Consider the following 18,551-nt stretch of genomic DNA (forward strand, 5'->3'; position numbering starts at 1 on the left):
AAGCAACTGTATCTTTTTGTTAACTCAAGATTAAAAATACTAAATTAGGTTTTTTTTATATTTAAATATACTAATAAAATGTACAGTTACAAACATTCAAAAGCATTAAGTTTTGAACAAAACAAATAGAATAATTTCAATTGCGAAGAATACCATTGAAACTGAGAGCAAAGCAATTGCAAATCTCGCTCATTTAGTAAACGAAGAATTTGCCGAAGCTGTTGAATATATTTTTAATTCTGAAGGTAGAGTAATTGTTACTGGTATAGGCAAAAGTGCCAACATTGCAACAAAAATTGTTGCGACTTTGAACTCCACTGGTACACCTGCTATTTTTATGCATGCTGCCGATGCAATTCACGGCGATCTAGGTACAATTCAACACGATGATACTGTAATCTGTATTTCTAAAAGTGGAAACACTCCTGAAATAAAAGTTTTAGTACCCTTAATTAAGGCGGCACAAAATAAACTTATAGCCATTACAGGAAACACAGAATCTTTTTTAGGTCAGCAAGCAGACTTTGTTTTGAATGCTTATGTAGAAAAAGAAGCTTGTCCTAACAACCTTGCTCCTACTACTAGCACTACTGCGCAATTGGTAATTGGTGATGCTTTGGCCATGTGTCTATTAGATTTAAAAGGATTTTCAAGCAAAGATTTTGCAAGATTTCATCCAGGAGGGTCTTTGGGTAAGCAGTTGTACTTACGTGTAAGCAATCTTACTTCACTAAACGAAAAGCCACAAGTAGCTCCCGATACCGATGTAAAACAGGTAATTGTAGAAATATCTGAGAAAATGCTTGGCGTTACTGCAGTTATAGAAAACGATAAGATTGTAGGAATAATTACTGACGGAGATTTGCGTAGAATGTTAACTAAAGCAGATACCTTTGCAGGATTAACCGCAAAAGATATTATGACCAACAATCCAAAGGTAATAGACAATAATGCTATGGCTGTTGAAGCGATGGAAATGATGGAGAAATTTGGAATCACGCAAATTATCGCTGAAGAAGATGGAAAATATAGCGGGATCGTACATATTCATAACCTTACTAAAGAGGGTATTATTTAATGAAAAAAATAGCTTCCCCCGAAAAAGAAATGTCCTTTTTGGACCATTTAGAAGAATTACGTTGGCACTTAGTACGTTCAACAATGGCAGTAGTGTTAGTTGGAATACTTGCCTTTATTTTTAAGAGTTTTATATTCGATACATTAATATTTGGACCTTCAAAGCCAAGTTTTTACACCTATCGTATCTTTTGTGATTTTTCTCAAAAACTAGGTATGGACGCCTTTTGTTTTGATGAAATGCCTTTTAGAATTCAGAGTAGAACTATGGCTGGGCAGTTTTCCGCTCATATGTGGACATCCATTTACGCGGGAATTATAATTGCTTTTCCTTACATACTTTATGAATTGTGGAAGTTTATTAGCCCTGGCTTAAAAGAAAAAGAACGAAAGTCTAGCCGTGGGTTTATTGTAATCGCATCTATACTTTTCTTTATTGGTGTTTTATTTGGTTACTACATTATTACACCGCTTTCAATTAATTTCTTAGGAAACTATCAAGTAAGTGATAGGGTTTTTAACGACTTCGATTTAGATAGTTATATCTCATTGGTACGTACATCTGTATTGGCTTCAGGAATAGTATTTGAGTTGCCAATTATAATGTACATCTTAACTAAGATTGGCCTAGTAACACCTGAAATTCTTCGCAAATACCGAAAATTCGCGTTGGTAATTGTGTTAATCCTTTCTGCTGTAATTACTCCTCCAGACATTGTTAGTCAGATAATCGTGGCTATCCCAATTCTAATACTGTATGAAGTAAGTATCTACATATCAAAAATTGTAGTTAGAAATCAAGAAAGAGAATTGAAAAAAATGAAAAATGCATAAATACCAATTGAAAGGTTAAGTTGAAATAGTATTTATGGTAGCGTTTCAATTAACAACCGAACTTTATTTTGAGTATTAGTGCATCTAAAATTTTTAATAAAAATAACAGCTATGGAAAATAATATTGTTGAAGAGTTTAACGCTTATCGCGAAAAGATGAATCAAAAAATGCTTGAAGATAATAACAAAATCATCAAGCGTATTTTTAATTTGGACACCAATGCATTTACAGAAGGTGCACTCCCAAAGAAAACAAAAGAACTCCTAGGTTTAGGAAACTCATTAGTCCTTCGTTGTGATGACTGCGTACGATATCATCTAGAAGAATGTCATAAACTCGAACTTACAAAAGAAGAAGTTGTCGAAGGGATGAGCATTTCACTTCTTATTGGCGGAACCATAGTAATTCCTCATTTACGAAGAGCTTATGAATACTGGGAAGCTTTAGAGGCTAAATAAATATCAAACCAATTATATATATACTAAAAGAGGCTGTCTAAATTAGACAGCCTCTTTTTATAGATTCAGGTTAGTAAATAAGATTATTTACCTTCCCACTCTTTTATAGACTTTTCGTTCATTTTTACATAATCGTCGTTTCCAGCCTCTTTAGACATTTTAAGTGATTGCTTAGCAGCTTCAATTGCTCCTTTTTTATCACCTGCAGCTGCGTAAATAAGCGCTTTCTGACGGATTTGATAGTACTTAGGGTCTTTATTCATCTCAAACGACTTATCAATCCAATTTTTAGCTTTATTGATGTCTTTTCCTTCAGTTAAGTAGTATACCGCTGCAGCGTAATAGTCGTTAGAACTAGGACCGCTCATTGCGCGTTCTATGTTTGCTGTAACAGCTTTATCAGTAAACAATTTAATTGGTACTCCAGCATAAGTATCGGCCCAAAGAATTCCTAATACTACAGAGTCATTTGTAAGACTATCAAACGTCATTGTTAACGTTTCAATTTTTACTGGCATTGGGTAAGCTGGAACTGAAACCTTTGCAGCTACTTTCTTATCATCCCATTTTTCAGGTAATCCCCAGTTGTTCGAATCGCTGTAGAAGTACACTTCCCAATTTGTAGCACCAGGCTTTGCATACACTGCATACGAACCAGCTGCGAGGTTTTTTCCTCCAATTTCAACTGCATCACTAAACGTGATTTTAGTATTTGTATTAGCTCCTACACGCCACATTTTATTGTGAGGCACTAAATCGCCAAAAATTGTTCTACCTCTCATAGAAGGTCTAGAATATTCTAATGTAATATCTGTAAGCCCTACTTTTTGTTCAATTTTTTGAAACGGACTCGGTTGTGGAGTTTCTATTTGTGCTTGAATACTTGCAGTTAGCATTAAAACAGAAAAAAGTAAAATTATCTTTTTCATCTTTATTGGTTTTTGGGTGTTTATATTACTTACGAAGGTACTGTTTGAATACCTTCTTTAAAGTTAATAAAAACTTAAAAAACCCACAAACACAATACTTCCAAGTCTAAGCTATACAAGAAACGACCTCTATGTGTTAAATTTTTGTTTATCCTTTTTATTACAATTTAAAACAAGGTAATTTTAAGGAAAAATTTGAGCTATGTTGAAAAAATTAAGGAATAAAATAAGAGTTAAGTCGAGATATAAAGCTTTAGATGTAGACACTTACAGATTACTATCAATGAACAAAAGACTTACAATCAAAAGAAGTAGATAAATCTTTAATGAAAATTTATACACTTCAAGCAAAACAAAAATTACCTATAACAATTGATGAAGCTTGGGCGTTTCTTTCAAACCCTAAAAATCTAAAAGTTATTACTCCCGATTATATGGGATTCGATATTCTGTCCGGATCAGATAAACCTATGTTTGCCGGACAAATAATTGAGTATATAGTAACCCCAATTTTAGGCATTAAAACTAAGTGGGTATCCGAGATTACACACGTTGTAGATCGAGAGTATTTTGTAGACGAACAACGGTTTGGCCCGTATTCCCTTTGGCATCACAAGCATTTTATTAAAGAAATTGACGGCGGAATTGAAATGGAAGACTTACTTCATTATAAACTTCCTTTTGGATTTCTTGGGCAACTAGTCCACCCGCTGTTGGTTAAACCGAAACTAGACGAAATATTCGAATATCGTAAAAACAAATTACACGAGCTCTTCGGCACCTTATAACACTAAAAACAAACCTTTTGAAGGAAACAGATCTATTAAGAAATTCTTCGAATTAAATTAATTTCGTCAGTAAAAGTCAATTTACAGATAATTTTTATAGCTCATTATTAAAACTTGACGAAAGCACTCCAACCTTAAACACTAATTAAGATTTGACAGATAAAGTAAATATATTTTGGTTTCGAAGAGATTTAAGGTTACATGACAACACGGGGTTTCATAAAGCTCTAAACGGGAAGTTTCCAGTACTTCCAATTTTTATATTTGATTCAGAAATAATTAGTGAACTTCCAAAAAACGATGCACGCATCACTTTTATATTTCAAACACTTCAGAGTTTGCGTGAGGAATTACAAAAGCACGGGAGTAGTTTAGCAATATACCACGGAAAAACCAAAGACGTTTTCCAAGCAATAATTTCAAAATTTGAGGTTCAAAATGTGATTACGAATCACGATTACGAACCTTATGCGAGAGATCGCGACCAGCAGATAGAAAAATTTCTAAGTCATAACAAAATCGAACTTCACACTTTTAAAGATCAGGTGATTTTTGAGAAGAATGAAATTGTTAAAAGCGACGGTACTCCTTACCTCGTTTACACTCCATATATGAAAAAATGGAAAGCGCAGTTTAATATGGAGTTTAAAGGTGAAATATTAAATTCAATAAAACACTTTAAAAATTTATATCAAAATTCACGTTTACCAAATCTTTCATTATATGATATCGGATTTGAGAAGTCTACAATTAAAGTCCATGATTACTCCCTAACTCCTTTAACCATTCAGCAATATGAAAACAAAAGAGACTTCCCTGCTGAAGATGCTACTTCGCATTTAGGAATCTATTTGCGATTTGGTACGGTTAGTATTAGAGAAATAATGAAGAAGGCTACAGCTGAGAAAAATGAAGTTTTTTGGCAAGAACTAATTTGGCGTGAATTCTTTATGCAAATCTTATGGCACTTTCCTGAAACGGTAGAAAATGCCTTTAAAAAGAAATACGACAGAATTGAATGGCGAAACAATGAAGTTGAATTTCAAATGTGGAAAGAAGGGAAAACTGGCTACCCCTTGGTGGATGCTGGCATGCGGCAGTTAAATACTACTGGTTATATGCACAACCGCGTAAGGATGGTTGTAGCGAGTTTTTTGTGTAAGCATCTTTTAATAGATTGGCGCTGGGGAGAAGCATATTTTGCCGAAAAGTTATTGGATTACGAGCTTTCTAGCAATGTTGGAAATTGGCAATGGGCAGCGGGTTGCGGTGTAGATGCAGCGCCCTACTTTAGGATTTTTAATCCTACAACACAGATTGAAAAATACGATAAGGATTACATGTATATTAAAAAGTATGTTTCCGAATTTGAAACTGCCAAATACCCTGAAAAAATAGTCGATCATAAAGAAGCTAGAGAACGATGTTTAAAAGTGTATAAAGCTGCTATTTCCTAAGTTTTACTCCCTAGATTTTTTTCATTTGTTAAAAAAAAGGTAAATCAAGCCTAATTTTGTGGTATTCTACACAATTTTGCTACTCTTGTGCAGTTAATTAAGGCAAGCAAACAAACTTAAAGACATGAAGAAAATTTTATTATTAACTATCCCTCTATTTCTGTTTAGCCTAAGTGCTAATGCTCAGGATTCTGTTCAAATTGAAAAAAACACACTTAACAACCAAATGACCGATGCCTTTGATAAAAGTAACAGTTATCAAGAGTATAAGGTGATTAAGAAAACCCAACTAGCAACATTAAAAAGAAATATTTTAGATTCTGTTTCTACTTTAGAGCGAAAAATCACAGGTTTAGAAAGTGAAATAAAAAATCAGAATACTGAAATTGACTCGCTAACTCAAAACTTAAAACAAACTCAAGAAAATTTAGCGGCTTCTAAAGAAAAGGAAGACGGTATTGAATTATTTGGAATACTTACTTCAAAAACTACTTATAATACCATTATGTGGTCTATTATAGGAATTCTTCTTTTAATCTCAGGCTTTTTATTCTATAGATTCTTAAACAGTCATAAAATCACTAAAGCAGCTCAATTAAAAATGGCTGAAATAGAGATTGAATTAGAAGATAATCGTAGAAATAGCTTAGAACGCGAGCAAAAATTACGTAGAAAACTTCAAGACGAAATCAACAAGAACAGGAAAGTTTAATTACTTTCCGTTCTTGTTATTTTAGCTCCAATAGCTCTTAATCTTTCATCAATATTTTCGTAACCTCGATCTATTTGTTCGATGTTGTGAATAACGCTTGTACCTTGTGCGGAAAGCGCTGCAATTAACAATGAAATTCCTGCGCGTATATCTGGCGAAACCATTGTAGTTGCCTTTAAATTAGACTGGAAGTTATGCCCGATTACTGTTGCACGATGCGGGTCGCAAAGAATGATTTTTGCCCCCATATCTATTAATTTATCCACAAAGAACAGGCGGCTTTCAAACATCTTTTGATGAATAAGCACACTTCCCTTTGCTTGAGTACAAATTACAAGAACAATACTCAATAAATCTGGAGTAAATCCTGGCCAAGGCGCATCAGCTACTGTAAGTATAGAACCGTCGATATAGCCTTGAATTTCGTATTCTTCTTGCGATGGGATATGGATATCATCCCCTACCTTATTTAGTGTAATACCAAGTTTGCGGAAGGTTTCAGGAATAAGCCCTAAATTTTCCCAACTTACATTTTTAATGGTAATTTCACTTCTTGTCATTGCCGCAAGACCAATCCAACTACCAATCTCAATCATATCTGGTAAAACACGATGATTACATCCACCAAGTTTTTCTACCCCTTCAATTTCTAGTAAGTTTGAACCAACACCTTTAATCTTAGCTCCCATCGAGATAAGCATCTTACAAAGTTGTTGTATATAAGGTTCACATGCAGCGTTGTAAATTGTAGTTGTTCCTTCAGCCAAAACTGCAGCCATTATTATATTTGCAGTTCCAGTAACTGAAGCTTGGTCTAAAAGCATATAAGCTCCTTTTAAACCCTCTGGAGCTTCTACTCCATAAAAGCGCTCTTCTCTATTGTATCTAAATTTTGCGCCTAATTTAATAAACCCTTCAAAGTGGGTATCTAATCGTCTTCTTCCTATTTTATCGCCACCAGGTCGCGGAATATATCCTTTTCCAAATCTAGCCAATAACGGACCTACAATCATGATAGAACCGCGAAGAGAGCTACCCTCTTGCTTAAAAAGTTCAGATTCTAAGTATTCAAGGTTAATTTCATCCGCAATAAATGAATATTTTCCTTTGTCAAGTTTTTCAACTTTTACTCCTAAATTACCAAGTATCTGTATAAGCTTATTAACATCAAGAATATCTGGAATATTCTCAATAATCACTTTTTCAGGAGTTAATAATACTGCACAAAGAATTTGTAAGGCTTCATTTTTGGCACCTTGAGGGGTTATTTCGCCCTTTAGTTTATGCCCACCTTCTATTTGGAAACTACCCATAAATAAAGATTGGAAATTTAGTGACGCTTTCGGTTGCGATTGTTAGAATTCGATTTGTAGTTTTTCTTATTTGAACTTGAAGATGAATAGCGTTTTTTAACTTTTAGTAAGTTTGAAGCATCGCTTAAGTCTTCATCACTATTTTTAAGATTGATTTTCCCTTCTGAAAGCTCATAAAGGTGTCCGAAAATCACATCATCTTCAACAGTGTCTTTATTCCAATTAAGGAAACACTTTTTCATGTGGTTTGCGATAGTTATAATTAAACCATCTTTTTTATCACCATCTTCCCAGCTATTAGCAACATCTATCATCCTTTTAATATTGTTTCCGTAAAAACGGTACTTTGGATGATTCTGTGGATAACTTAAAGGTTCTGGTCTTTCCAATAACTCTTCTCTTGAAGGAATTGGATATGGAGAATCAACATCTAATTTAAAATCAGACATTATAAAAAGTTGATCCCACAGCATCGGTTGAAAATCTGGAACATCGCGAAGGTGAGGGTTTAGATTACCCATAACAGCAATAATACCTTTTGCCATTTTATTGCGTTCTTCTTTGTCTTCGGTAGCAATAGCCTGATCGACCATTTTTTGTATATGGCGACCGTATTCAGGTATTATTAATTTTGGACGCTCTGTATTATACTCTATCTGTGAAACTTCTTGTATCAAATTTTTAATATTAGGGGAGAGAATTATTTTACTTGGAAAGATTGAAAAATCATTTCACTTGCAAATTACTAAAAATTAAAGTGAAATTACACCTTCAACCTTAGAAACTTCAAGATATTTTTCTACAACTTCTTCTGGTGAAGACATTGTAACCCTTACCGATATACTTGTATATGTGCCTTTTGAAGAATCTCTTGTGTTAATCACTGCATCAGTTTTATCAAAAACCGCACGTATTTCTGCTATCTTTTCAAGATCTGCAGGCACTACAAATTTATAGAGGTATGGTGAAGGCCAAGTAGTATCTCCTTTAAGTTGCTCTTTTAAACGTTCGTAAAACTCTGTAGTCTTTTTATCTTGACTCATTTATATAGTAAGTAGTTGGGTGAACTGCAAAGATACACTTTCACCACAAATAATTATTTACTTACTTTGTATAAAATTATAACTTTTGAAAACAAGACGAATTGTAATTACTGGTGGGCCAGGCTCGGGAAAAACCTCTTTGATTAAGTATTTAGAAGATAAGGGGTATAAAGTAAAAGAAGAAATCTCCAGAGAAGTTACACTTCAAGCTCAAAAAGAGGGTATTGATCAACTTTTTTTGGAAAAACCCATCCTATTTAGCCAAAAACTGCTAGAGGGAAGATTAAAACAGTACCTAGAAGGAAATGACTGTGTTGCCAAAATTCTTTTCTACGATCGCGGTATGCCAGATGTTACTGCTTATATGGATTTTGTAAATACCGAATACCCTGAATATTTTTCAAAAACCTGTATTGAACATAGATACGATGAAGTTTTTGTACTACCTCCTTGGAAAGAAATCTATAAACAAGACAACGAACGGTATGAGTCTTTTGACCAAGCTGAAAAAATATTTCATTTTCTAAAAAAAGGTTACACTAATTTCGGTTATAAAATCCATGAAGTACCAGTAGGGTCAATTGAAGATCGCGCTCACTATATTCTTAGAAGCTTAAATGAATAGGTGTTTAAAGTAAACCCCTTATTCCTCATATATATAAATAGTTATTTATAACTTAGTAAATAATAAACTTCATCAGTTTGACTAATGTCCACGACATCTTAAACAAATATTGGGGTTATACTTCCTTTAGACCAAAACAGGAAGATATAATTAATTCCGTAATAAACGGAAGGGATACCGTGGCTTTATTACCCACTGGCGGGGGAAAATCTATATGCTTCCAAGTTCCTGCAATTGCCATGGAAGGAATATGCATCGTGGTTTCACCCTTGGTAGCACTAATGGGAGATCAAGTAAATTCACTAAAAGAACGCGGAATAAAAGCTTTAAACCTAACAGGGGGAATTTCATTCTCTGAATTGAATACACTTTTGGACAACGCCCTTTATGGAAAATACAAGTTTCTATATCTTTCTCCTGAAAGACTGCAACAGGAAGTAGTTCAGAATTACATCAGGCAAATGAATGTGAACTTAATTGCTATTGATGAAGCGCACTGTATATCGCAATGGGGAAACGATTTTAGACCTGCCTACAAAAACATAACAATCCTTCGTGAAATTCACCCTTTAACTCCTATTATTGCACTTACTGCAACAGCAACAACAGAGGTTTTAAAGGACACTATAGCAGAATTAAAACTCGAACAACCTGAGATATTTAAAAACTCATTTGTAAGAAAAAATCTTTCCTATCAGGTTTATAAAGAAGAAGACAAACTTTATAAGGCAGAGCAATTTTTAAAGAGCAATACCGGTTCAGCAATTGTTTACGTAAGAAACCGAAAAGGCACCATTGAAATAAGCGAACAACTAAATAGCTTAGGAATCTCTTCAACTTATTATCACGGTGGAGTTTCCACAAAAGAAAAAGCTAAAAAACTTCAATCTTGGCGACGAGGTGAAGTGTCGACTATGGTAGCTACTAATGCTTTTGGAATGGGAATAGACCAACCCAATGTTCGCTATGTAATTCATTTACAAATTCCAGAAAGCATTGAAAGCTATTTTCAAGAAGCAGGTCGCGCGGGGCGTGATGGTAAGCTTGCAACAGCAGTTTTACTCTATAATGATTCCGATAAAATACAAGTTCAAAAACAGTTTATAGAATCGCTTCCTACCGCAATAGATTTAAAAAAGATATATCGGAAACTGAACAATTTTTTCCAGATATCTTATGGTGAAGGAGAGTTTACAAAGCACAACTTTGAGTTTTCGGAATTCTGTAAAACCTATGCTATCAATTCTCTTCTTGCGTATAATGCTTTAAACAATTTAGACCGATTAGGAGTTATTCAATTATCACAAGAATTTGGACGGAAATCTACCATTCAATTTTTAATTTCTTCAGAGCGTTTATTAAGCTATTTTGAAAAAGACATCACATCTTCAATAATTGGTAAAACGATCTTAAGAATTTACGGTGGAGTTTTTGAAATGCCCACTTCAATTAATTTAGAACTTATCTCTTCAAAAACAGGGCAATCTATTGAAACTATTATTTCAACTTTAAAAAAGTTAGAACGCGATCAAGTGGTAGAACTGTCATTACAAATTACCGATGCTACCCTTACTTTCCTCGTCCCAAGAGAAGATGATAAAACTATTAACGTTATTTCACGGGATGTAGAAGCTTTAAATAGAAAAAAGACCGCTCAAGTAAACTCGGTGTTAAATTATATAAACGACACAAAAACCTGTCGGAGTGTTCAATTAGTAAAATACTTTGGAGAAACAACCTCAGAAGAATGTGGGATTTGCTCTAATTGTAATTTATCATCGCCACAAGCTTCTAACAAAGAATTAAAAAACATTGCTATACAAATACTAGCCTTGCTTGAAGGAAGTGATTTAAGTTCGCGTGAAATAACAGAAAAACTTACTTTTGCGGAAGACACTGTTTTAAAAGTAATCCGAATATTACTGGATGCTGAAAAGATAAAAGTGAGTATAAAAAACGAATATTACATACCTTAAAATTGACTTTATAATTGAAATATCTAGAGCGTTCTGTTGGAGTTTTTTAGATATCGCATTTATATATTATTACGTCATTAAACTTATTATAGAGATTTAAAAATGCCAAAAGATTTAAGAATAGTATTTATGGGAACTCCAGATTTTGCTGTTGGAGTTCTAAAAGAAATGGTTGAAGCAGGAAGAAACATCGTTGGTGTAGTTACAGCAGCAGACAAACCTGCTGGAAGAGGACGAAAACTAATGGGATCGGCAGTAAAAAACTATGCTGTTTCAAAAGGATTAAAGGTTCTACAGCCAACAAATTTAAAAGACAAAGCTTTTTTAAATGAACTTGAAGAGCTACAAGCAAATCTTCAAGTAGTTGTTGCTTTTAGAATGCTTCCAAAAGTTGTTTGGCAAATGCCTGAATTGGGCACTTTCAATCTTCATGCATCACTTTTACCACAATACAGGGGAGCTGCACCAATTAACTGGGCTATTATTAATGGTGAGAAGAAAACAGGGGTAACCACCTTCTTTATAGACGAGAAAATCGACACTGGAGCAATAATAGCAAATACAGAAGTTGATATTGTAGATGATGAAAACGCCGAATCTCTCCACGATAAATTAATGGATGTAGGAGGCAAACTAGTTTTAGAAACGCTTACCTTAATAGAGCATGGTAATGTTGATCCTAAAATGCAACCTAACAATAGCGACCTTAAAGAGGCACCAAAGCTCACACCTGAGAACACTCGAATAGATTGGAACAAACCAGGAAAAGAAATTGAAGCATTTATTAGAGGTCTTTCCCCCTATCCTGTTGCTTGGTCTGTATTACATAATAATAATGAAGAGTTAAAAGCTAAGATATACTCAGCCAAATACGAAAAAGCAGATCACAATCAAGAGTCAGGAAAAATTGAAACCACAAAAAAGGAAATAAAAGTTGCTTGTATTGATGGTTACATTTTAGTGAAAGAGTTACAGCTACCTGGAAAGCGAAAAATGGATAGTGCATCGCTTTTAAATGGTTATTCATTCGATGTGAATTCAAAACTGTCGTAAACCCTCGTAAACACTGATTTGATTAAATTTTATTTAAAAACAATCAAGTTTATTAACAATCGACCAAAGTTATTAACAATATAGTGGATTTACTGCGTGGTTACTTGCTTGAACGGATAATCCTTTTAAATTTGTAGAGCAATTAATCGAAGTTTAACCAACAATTTAATTTAAAAAAAATTATGAATAAATCTGATTTAATCGATGCAATGGCAGAAGATGCCGGAATCACTAAAGCTGCTGCTAAGAAATCTTTAGAATCTTTCTTAGAAAATGTTCAAAACTCACTTAAGAAAGGTAACCGTGTATCTCTTGTAGGATTCGGTTCTTGGTCAGTTTCAAAAAGAGCTGCTAGAGAAGGAAGAAACCCTCAAACAGGAAAAACCATCAAAATTGCTGCTAAAAATGTAGTGAAATTTAAAGCTGGTTCTGATTTACAAAATAGCGTAAATTAATTGTAAAAAATACTTTACAAAATTTAAAACCTTCTTATCAATTAAATTGATAAGAAGGTTTTTTTTATTGGCCTGATTTATAGTTTATTAGTAATTCATTCTTTTTTATGAATATTGATGAGTTAATCATAATTATACTTTGGTTTGATTAAATTTTTGGCATTCTTAAATTAATTACTTAGCTTTAATAAACCAAATAAAAACTAATGACCATAATTAAACCCGAAAAAGGCCATCTTTTAATTGCGGAACCATCTATTATAGGTGACGTTTCATTCAACCGTTCTGTCGTTTTATTGGCAGAGTACAATGAAACTGGTTCTGTAGGTTTTATTCTCAACAAGCCATTAAAACATAAGCTTAGAGACTTTATTCCGGAAGTTAAATCTAAGCTCACTGTTTACAATGGCGGACCTGTAGAACAAGACAACCTTTATTTTATTCATAGTATTCCAGACATTATTCCTGAAAGTATAGAAATTTCGAAAGGCATTTATTGGGGTGGCGATTTTAATGCAATCTTAGATTTACTAAAAGAAGATAAATTAAACGAAAATCAAATTCGTTTCTTTTTAGGATATTCAGGATGGGAAGCCGACCAATTAGACCAAGAATTAGAAGTACACAGCTGGGTAGTAGTCCCAAATACTTATAACAATGAGATAATAGGAAAAACCAAAGCTAATTTTTGGAAACAAAAAATGATCGAACTTGGAGGCGATTATGTTTTATGGTCTAACGCTCCAGAAAACCCTACTTACAACTAATTAGTTGTTACCAAATCATTCAATTTTTGCAATAAAATTTTTGCAACTTTATCTTCAAAAGCCTTTTCATTATACCTAGATACAGGTACAACTCCTTGAATAACATTTGTTATAAAAATTTCGTCAGCGTTATGTAAATCCATAACCGAAATTGAAGTTTCTTTTATCGAATATTCTGTGTCGCTTTTTACAATAGTAATAAGCTGCTTTCGCATTATTCCATTTAAACATCCTTCTTGAATTGGAGGAGTTATAATAGTTTTTCCTGAAACGATAAACAGATTACCATTTAAAGCCTCTACCACATTATTCTTTTCGTTTAGAAGAAAACAGTTATCAAAACCATTTTCCTTGGCAAAAACACTACCTAATACATTAATTAACCTATTGTTCGATTTTAAAGTGGAAAGCTCTCCTGAAGAAACTAAGTGTTCGTCATAAGCCCCTATTTTATACGCTCCAATATTCGATGGATACGTTAGTGAAGCTAAAGCTTCAACCATAATTGCATATTCAACCTCATTGGTAAAGGGTGTGTATTTTCCTCCAGCCTTACGCCAAACTAATAGCTTTACTCTATACGAAGAATTTAAAGATGCCTGTGCAGCTATAGTTTTTGAAATTTCTTGTTTAAGAAAGTTGCTAGAAAAATTCTCTGAACTTTCCATTTTCAGAATTTTCAATGACGATTTTAAACGTAGATAATGGTCTTTCCAAAAGTAAATTTTTCCATTTCCATAACGCATAGTTTCAAAAACAGCGTCACCATAATGCAAGCCTCTATTATTGATTGAAATAGATGCATCTTGTTCTTTTACTATTTGACCATTTAAGTTTATCATATAAAAAACCGTCTTAGCATTAAGACGGTTCTAAAATAATATATTTATTGCGGTTTTAAGCAGATCCTAAAATCTGTTTAAGGTTTGAAACCATATTTTCCCAAAGCATTTTTCCTTCTTCTATTTCATCTTCTTCAGCGTAGTCTGTTATCATAAGCGAGACGTCTTTAGTGATTTCGTCAACTTGTATTCTAAGTTCGAAATAAAACTCCTCCCCTTCATCTTCCAACCATCTAAATTTGATGCGTTCAGGGCTTTTTTTGCTTAGTAACTTAGCTTTCTCTTCGCTACCTTCCCAAATAAAAGTATAAAATTCCCCACGTGAATTTACGTTGTCTGCATACCATTCTGATAACCCAGAAGGTGTTGAAATATATTGATATAATAAAGATGGAGATACCTGTATTGGGAATTCCATTTCATATTTAATTTTGTCATCCATAGCACTATATTTGTTGCTGCCCAATATATATATATTAATTATAATCCCGAAATATTCGTTTAAAAATTTTATGAGATCAAGATATAAAAAAAATGAAATAAATTTGAGATAAAATTTGCGTCAGTTTATTTTGTTACTATCTTTGCAGCCGCTTAGGCCTTTTGGCTGTAGCGAATTTAGATTAAAAATCTAAAATGGCGAGGTAGCTCAGCTGGTTAGAGCGTCGGATTCATAACCCGGAGGCCTCGGGTTCAAGTCCCGATCTCGCTACAGAGGTTAATACTCAAATTCAAACGGTTAGGTTTATTCCTAACCGTTTTTTTATGCAATCAACTTTTGAATTTAGTACCTTAGAGCACAGAATTAGATACGATTTGGAACAAACTATTGTAAATGATAATTCTTAAAACCACACCTATCTATAATGTGCTACGAAACCGCCCTCACAAAAAAGAAAAAGGAAGTAAAAGAAAACTTTAATAAAGACTTTGCTAATCCCGAACAATACGAGATTTACTACCATCGCTCTGGGTTTACTCATCCCAATCTTCAAATTGTAAAAATGAATGAACCTAACACTATTTATCCGGCTGAATGGGGATATGTACCAAGTTGGGGAATGAGAGATATCACAGCGTTTAGAAAAAAATACAACACCCTAAATATAAAGTCCGAAACCCTATTTCAAGGGTTATCCAAAGAAGCAGCATTCGAAAACCGCTGCCTAATTATAGCCGATGGTTTTTTTGAACCGCATAAAACTGCGGGAAATTCTATTCCTTACTTCTGTTATATCCCAACCGATAAATATGAAGATAACCGTGATTTGTTTGTATTTGGTGGGATTTATTCTGAAATAGACGATGAAACAAATCAATTTACTTGCTCCATTCTTACTATGGAAGCAAATCCCTTTTTCACTGAGGTTCACAATATCAAAAAAAGACAACCTCTTGTACTTGATGAAGGGTTGTACGGCGAATGGTTCAATCCTGATTTAAATGAAGGAAATGTATTAGAATTAATCAAAAACGGCTTTACCTCAAAAGAATTTAAGGCTCATCCTGTAAGTACAGATCTTTATAAGCGGAATTTAAACACAAACAAACCCTATATTATCGAGGAGGTTCCGCCCCCAAATCTTTTGTTTTAATAAAATTTTATTCTTTTTAATACTAGCGATATTCAGGGTTCTTAAACTCCCAACGTGCTCCATCATCCCAATCATTTCTAGAATTTCCATAGTTTGAGTATCCGTTATTCGATTTTAACATTGAAGCTAGGTGAATTAAATTATAAGTCATAAAAGTAGTATTCCTATTGGTAAAATCGCTTTCAAAACCTACGGGTTGCTTTAATTCTTTACCCTGCCATTCGGTATCTCCATAACTAGGCCCAGGACCTACCTCTCCTATCCATCCACAGTCAGCCTGTGGAGGTATAGAATACCCTATATGCTGAAGTGAATATAGTATTCCCATTGCACAATGTTTTATTCCATCTTCATTGCCTGTAACAACACAACCACCAACCTTTCCGTAAAACAAGTATTGACTTTTATCGTTGGTTTGACCACTCATTGCGTAAAGTCTTTCAATAAGCTTTTGTGCAATTGAAGATTTTTCTCCCAGCCATATTGGTGTACCTACGACAAGAATATCTGCATTAATGATTCTTTTAAACAACATTGGCCAGTCATCTTTTTCCCAATTATGTTCCGTCATATCAGGATATACCCCAGAAGCAACTTCAAAATCTACCAATCGGATTTCATCTATTCTAACCTTTTCCTTCGTCATTATTTGTTTTGAAACATTTATCAATGAATCTGTATGGCTAGGTTCTGGAGATTTTTTCAATGTACAATTTACATACATCGCACTCAAATTGGTGAAGTCTGGAGATTTCATAAAACAGTTTTAATTGATTCTGTTATAAGTTACAACATGTTTTTTACATTCGCCTGAAATCAAAGAAATTGCGCTGTTTAAAATTTTAGATAACATTCAAGCGTCGTGAAAATATTTCTAAGAAATCCTGATAGCTAAAAGTATTCGTTATAGAATATATTAGATAGTTATCAATGAGTTTTGCTAAAGATTATAATAGCTAACCTTCAACACTATCAACTATAAAATTTACAAAAAATCAAAAATCCCCCTGAATAAAACTTCAGAGGGATTTTTGATTGATAAATGTAAATTAATATTAATCTATTCTGCTAAAAAACTTTCTAGTTCTGAATAATTCATCATAGTTTGTTCTCCAGTTTTCATGTTTTTAAGCGTAAAAGCCTCGGCTTCCATTTCCTTTTCACCTGCTAAGATTGTAAATGGAATATTGCGCTTATCGGCGTACCCCATCTGTTTTCCCATTTTTGCCGAATCTGGATATAACTCAGCTTTTACATTAGCACCACGCAACTTTGAAATTGTTTTCATGGCGTACAACGCTTCTTTTTCACCAAAGTTTAGGAAGAGCGCTCTACTATTTTCAGAAATGGCTTCTGGAAAAAGATTAAGCTCTTCAAGCACAAGATATGTTCTATCCAAACCAAATGAAATTCCCATCCCACTCATGTCTTTTAAACCAAATATCCCGGTAAGATCATCGTATCTTCCGCCGCCGCCTATACTTCCCATTTTCACTTCTTTGGGAGCAGCTACTTCTAAGATAGCACCTGTGTAATAGTTTAAGCCACGCGCTAAGGTTACATCAATTTGCAATGAAGCAGACTTTAAACCGAGCGTTTCTATGTTTTTAGTGATAAACTGTAGTTCTTCCACCCCTTGCATTCCTGTTTCAGATTCAGAAAGCATTTCGCTTAAGGATTTTAAGTTTTCATCGTTATTTCCTGAGAAAGAAAATAATGGTTGCAATTTGTCTAACGCTTCTTCAGAAATTCCTTTTTCACGCATTTCCTTTTTTACGCCTTCCTCACCTATTTTATCAAGTTTATCTAAAGCCACTGTGAAATCTATCAGTTTATCTTCTGCACCGATAGTTTCTGCGATACCGCTTAAAACCTTACGATTGTTTATTTTTATAGTTACTCCTTTTAGTCGAAGTTTGGTATAAACAGCATCATAGAGCTGCACAAATTCCACTTCTTGCCAAAGCGATTTTGAACCTACAACATCTGCATCGCACTGATAAAATTCGCGGAACCGTCCTTTTTGAGGCCTATCTGCACGCCATACAGGTTGAATTTGGTAACGTTTAAAAGGAAAAGTAATTTCGTTTTGATGCTGAACAACATAGCGAGCAAAGGGAACTGTAAGATCATAACGCAAGGCTTTTTCAGAAATCTTAGCAGTCATTTTAGTGCTATTTTTTTCAGAATAAAGCGCATCGTCTACTTTAGAAAGATAATCTCCACTATTAAGAATTTTGAAAATTAAACGATCCCCTTCTTCACCATATTTCCCCATTAAGGTATCACTGTTTTCAAATGATGGGGTTTCAATAGGCTGAAAACCATAAAGAGAAAATGTTTCTTTTATAGTATTAAAAATATAGTTACGTTTAGATACTTCTTCAGGAGTAAAATCGCGAGTACCTTTTGGAATAGACGGTTTCAAAATAGATTATAGATTTTATAAATGAGAATTGAGAACAGAGTAAAAAGAATAAAGTAAAAGGATTAGGAAGAAGGATTCGATCCTTACATCCACAACTCTTAACTCCCGACTCTAAACTCAGAACTTTTAAACCGCAAATATCTTAAATAATAGTAACTTTATCCAACTTTTGCCGTCTAATGAGAAACTCAAACTAAA

At 33.8% G+C, this 18,551-nt stretch carries 19 protein-coding genes, 1 tRNA gene and 1 pseudogene; 13 read left to right on the forward strand and 8 right to left on the reverse strand.

Annotated elements, in window-relative coordinates; all coding sequences use genetic code 11:
- Positions 1–112: 112 nt before the first annotated feature.
- The 3 genes from G3A46_RS07705 to G3A46_RS07715 all read left to right on the forward strand — a co-directional run bounded on the left by G3A46_RS07705 (position 113) and on the right by G3A46_RS07715 (position 2,370).
- Complete coding sequence (locus G3A46_RS07705) at positions 113–1,078, forward strand: KpsF/GutQ family sugar-phosphate isomerase (RefSeq protein WP_165148394.1); 966 nt, start codon at positions 113–115, stop codon at positions 1,076–1,078.
- Entirely contained in the window at positions 1,078–1,911 is an 834-nt protein-coding gene (gene tatC / locus G3A46_RS07710; protein WP_165148397.1) for a twin-arginine translocase subunit TatC, read from the forward strand. The genes G3A46_RS07705 and tatC overlap by 1 nt, the downstream gene beginning before the upstream one ends.
- Before the next feature lie 111 nt (positions 1,912–2,022).
- Entirely contained in the window at positions 2,023–2,370 is a 348-nt protein-coding gene (locus G3A46_RS07715; protein WP_165148400.1) for a carboxymuconolactone decarboxylase family protein, read from the forward strand.
- 83 nt (positions 2,371–2,453) lie between these two features.
- On the opposite strand, the gene G3A46_RS07720 is transcribed toward G3A46_RS07715, so the two are convergent.
- A complete protein-coding gene (locus G3A46_RS07720) occupies positions 2,454–3,299 on the reverse strand; it encodes a DUF2911 domain-containing protein (protein ID WP_165148403.1) in 846 nt (281 codons plus the stop codon).
- A gap of 326 nt (positions 3,300–3,625) precedes the next feature.
- On the opposite strand from G3A46_RS07720, the gene G3A46_RS07725 reads away from it, so the two are divergent.
- From G3A46_RS07725 to G3A46_RS07735, 3 genes are all read left to right on the forward strand, one after another.
- Positions 3,626–4,087, forward strand: coding sequence for an SRPBCC family protein (locus G3A46_RS07725; protein WP_165148406.1), 462 nt, complete (start codon positions 3,626–3,628; stop codon positions 4,085–4,087).
- Between the two features lie 152 nt (positions 4,088–4,239).
- On the forward strand, positions 4,240–5,544 hold the full coding sequence (locus G3A46_RS07730; RefSeq protein WP_165148409.1) for a deoxyribodipyrimidine photo-lyase: 1,305 nt from the start codon (positions 4,240–4,242) through the stop codon (positions 5,542–5,544).
- Positions 5,545–5,668: 124 nt separating this feature from the next.
- Complete coding sequence (locus tag G3A46_RS07735) at positions 5,669–6,256, forward strand: hypothetical protein (RefSeq protein WP_165148412.1); 588 nt, start codon at positions 5,669–5,671, stop codon at positions 6,254–6,256.
- Here G3A46_RS07735 and murA read toward each other — a convergent pair.
- The 3 genes from murA to G3A46_RS07750 form a co-directional block, all read right to left on the reverse strand.
- Positions 6,253–7,569, reverse strand: coding sequence for a UDP-N-acetylglucosamine 1-carboxyvinyltransferase (gene murA, locus G3A46_RS07740; RefSeq protein ID WP_165148415.1), 1,317 nt, complete (start codon positions 7,567–7,569; stop codon positions 6,253–6,255). The genes G3A46_RS07735 and murA overlap by 4 nt on opposite strands.
- Before the next feature lie 17 nt (positions 7,570–7,586).
- The gene (locus G3A46_RS07745; RefSeq protein ID WP_165148418.1) at positions 7,587–8,246 is read right to left on the reverse strand and encodes a DUF4290 domain-containing protein; all 660 of its coding nucleotides are present in this window, start codon (positions 8,244–8,246) and stop codon (positions 7,587–7,589) included.
- Positions 8,247–8,321: 75 nt separating this feature from the next.
- Positions 8,322–8,612, reverse strand: coding sequence for a DUF493 family protein (locus G3A46_RS07750; RefSeq protein ID WP_139854916.1), 291 nt, complete (start codon positions 8,610–8,612; stop codon positions 8,322–8,324).
- Between the two features lie 85 nt (positions 8,613–8,697).
- On the opposite strand from G3A46_RS07750, the gene G3A46_RS07755 reads away from it, so the two are divergent.
- The 5 genes and pseudogenes from G3A46_RS07755 (at position 8,698) to G3A46_RS07775 (ending at position 13,488) form a co-directional block, all read left to right on the forward strand.
- Positions 8,698–9,237, forward strand: coding sequence for an ATP-binding protein (locus G3A46_RS07755; protein WP_165148421.1), 540 nt, complete (start codon positions 8,698–8,700; stop codon positions 9,235–9,237).
- 77 nt (positions 9,238–9,314) lie between these two features.
- Positions 9,315–11,213 carry an ATP-dependent DNA helicase RecQ gene (locus G3A46_RS07760; RefSeq protein WP_165148424.1) on the forward strand — a complete coding sequence of 633 codons (1,899 nt, stop codon included), beginning with the start codon at positions 9,315–9,317 and terminating at the stop codon, positions 11,211–11,213.
- 102 nt (positions 11,214–11,315) lie between these two features.
- Positions 11,316–12,266: a methionyl-tRNA formyltransferase gene (gene fmt / locus G3A46_RS07765; RefSeq protein WP_165148426.1), complete on the forward strand. Its 951-nt coding sequence runs from the start codon at positions 11,316–11,318 to the stop codon at positions 12,264–12,266.
- A gap of 173 nt (positions 12,267–12,439) precedes the next feature.
- Positions 12,440–12,721, forward strand: a pseudogene (locus G3A46_RS07770) (HU family DNA-binding protein); the annotation flags it as partial.
- Between the two features lie 206 nt (positions 12,722–12,927).
- On the forward strand, positions 12,928–13,488 hold the full coding sequence (locus tag G3A46_RS07775) for a YqgE/AlgH family protein (RefSeq protein ID WP_139854921.1): 561 nt from the start codon (positions 12,928–12,930) through the stop codon (positions 13,486–13,488).
- Here G3A46_RS07775 and G3A46_RS07780 read toward each other — a convergent pair.
- Positions 13,485–14,330, reverse strand: coding sequence for an aminotransferase class IV (locus G3A46_RS07780; protein WP_165148428.1), 846 nt, complete (start codon positions 14,328–14,330; stop codon positions 13,485–13,487). The genes G3A46_RS07775 and G3A46_RS07780 overlap by 4 nt on opposite strands.
- Positions 14,331–14,385: 55 nt before the next feature.
- Positions 14,386–14,772 (reverse strand): START-like domain-containing protein, encoded by a 387-nt coding sequence (locus tag G3A46_RS07785; protein ID WP_165148431.1) that lies wholly within the window; start codon positions 14,770–14,772, stop codon positions 14,386–14,388.
- Positions 14,773–14,968: 196 nt separating this feature from the next.
- Here G3A46_RS07785 and G3A46_RS07790 point away from each other — a divergent pair.
- Positions 14,969–15,042: transfer RNA gene (locus tag G3A46_RS07790), tRNA-Met, on the forward strand.
- A gap of 154 nt (positions 15,043–15,196) precedes the next feature.
- On the forward strand, positions 15,197–15,925 hold the full coding sequence (locus tag G3A46_RS07795) for an SOS response-associated peptidase family protein (RefSeq protein WP_165148434.1): 729 nt from the start codon (positions 15,197–15,199) through the stop codon (positions 15,923–15,925).
- 22 nt (positions 15,926–15,947) lie between these two features.
- Here the strand turns inward: G3A46_RS07795 and G3A46_RS07800 are convergent, their stop codons facing one another.
- Both G3A46_RS07800 and hisS read right to left on the reverse strand, forming a co-directional pair.
- The gene (locus G3A46_RS07800; RefSeq protein WP_165148437.1) at positions 15,948–16,682 is read right to left on the reverse strand and encodes an NAD(P)H-dependent oxidoreductase; all 735 of its coding nucleotides are present in this window, start codon (positions 16,680–16,682) and stop codon (positions 15,948–15,950) included.
- Positions 16,683–16,985: 303 nt separating this feature from the next.
- A complete protein-coding gene (gene hisS / locus G3A46_RS07805; protein WP_165148922.1) occupies positions 16,986–18,356 on the reverse strand; it encodes a histidine--tRNA ligase in 1,371 nt (456 codons plus the stop codon).
- Positions 18,357–18,551: the final 195 nt, after the last annotated feature.

Origin of the sequence: Aequorivita sp. KMM 9714 (assembly GCF_011065475.1) — a bacterium.
Classification (GTDB): Bacteria; Bacteroidota; Bacteroidia; order Flavobacteriales; family Flavobacteriaceae; genus Aequorivita; species Aequorivita sinensis.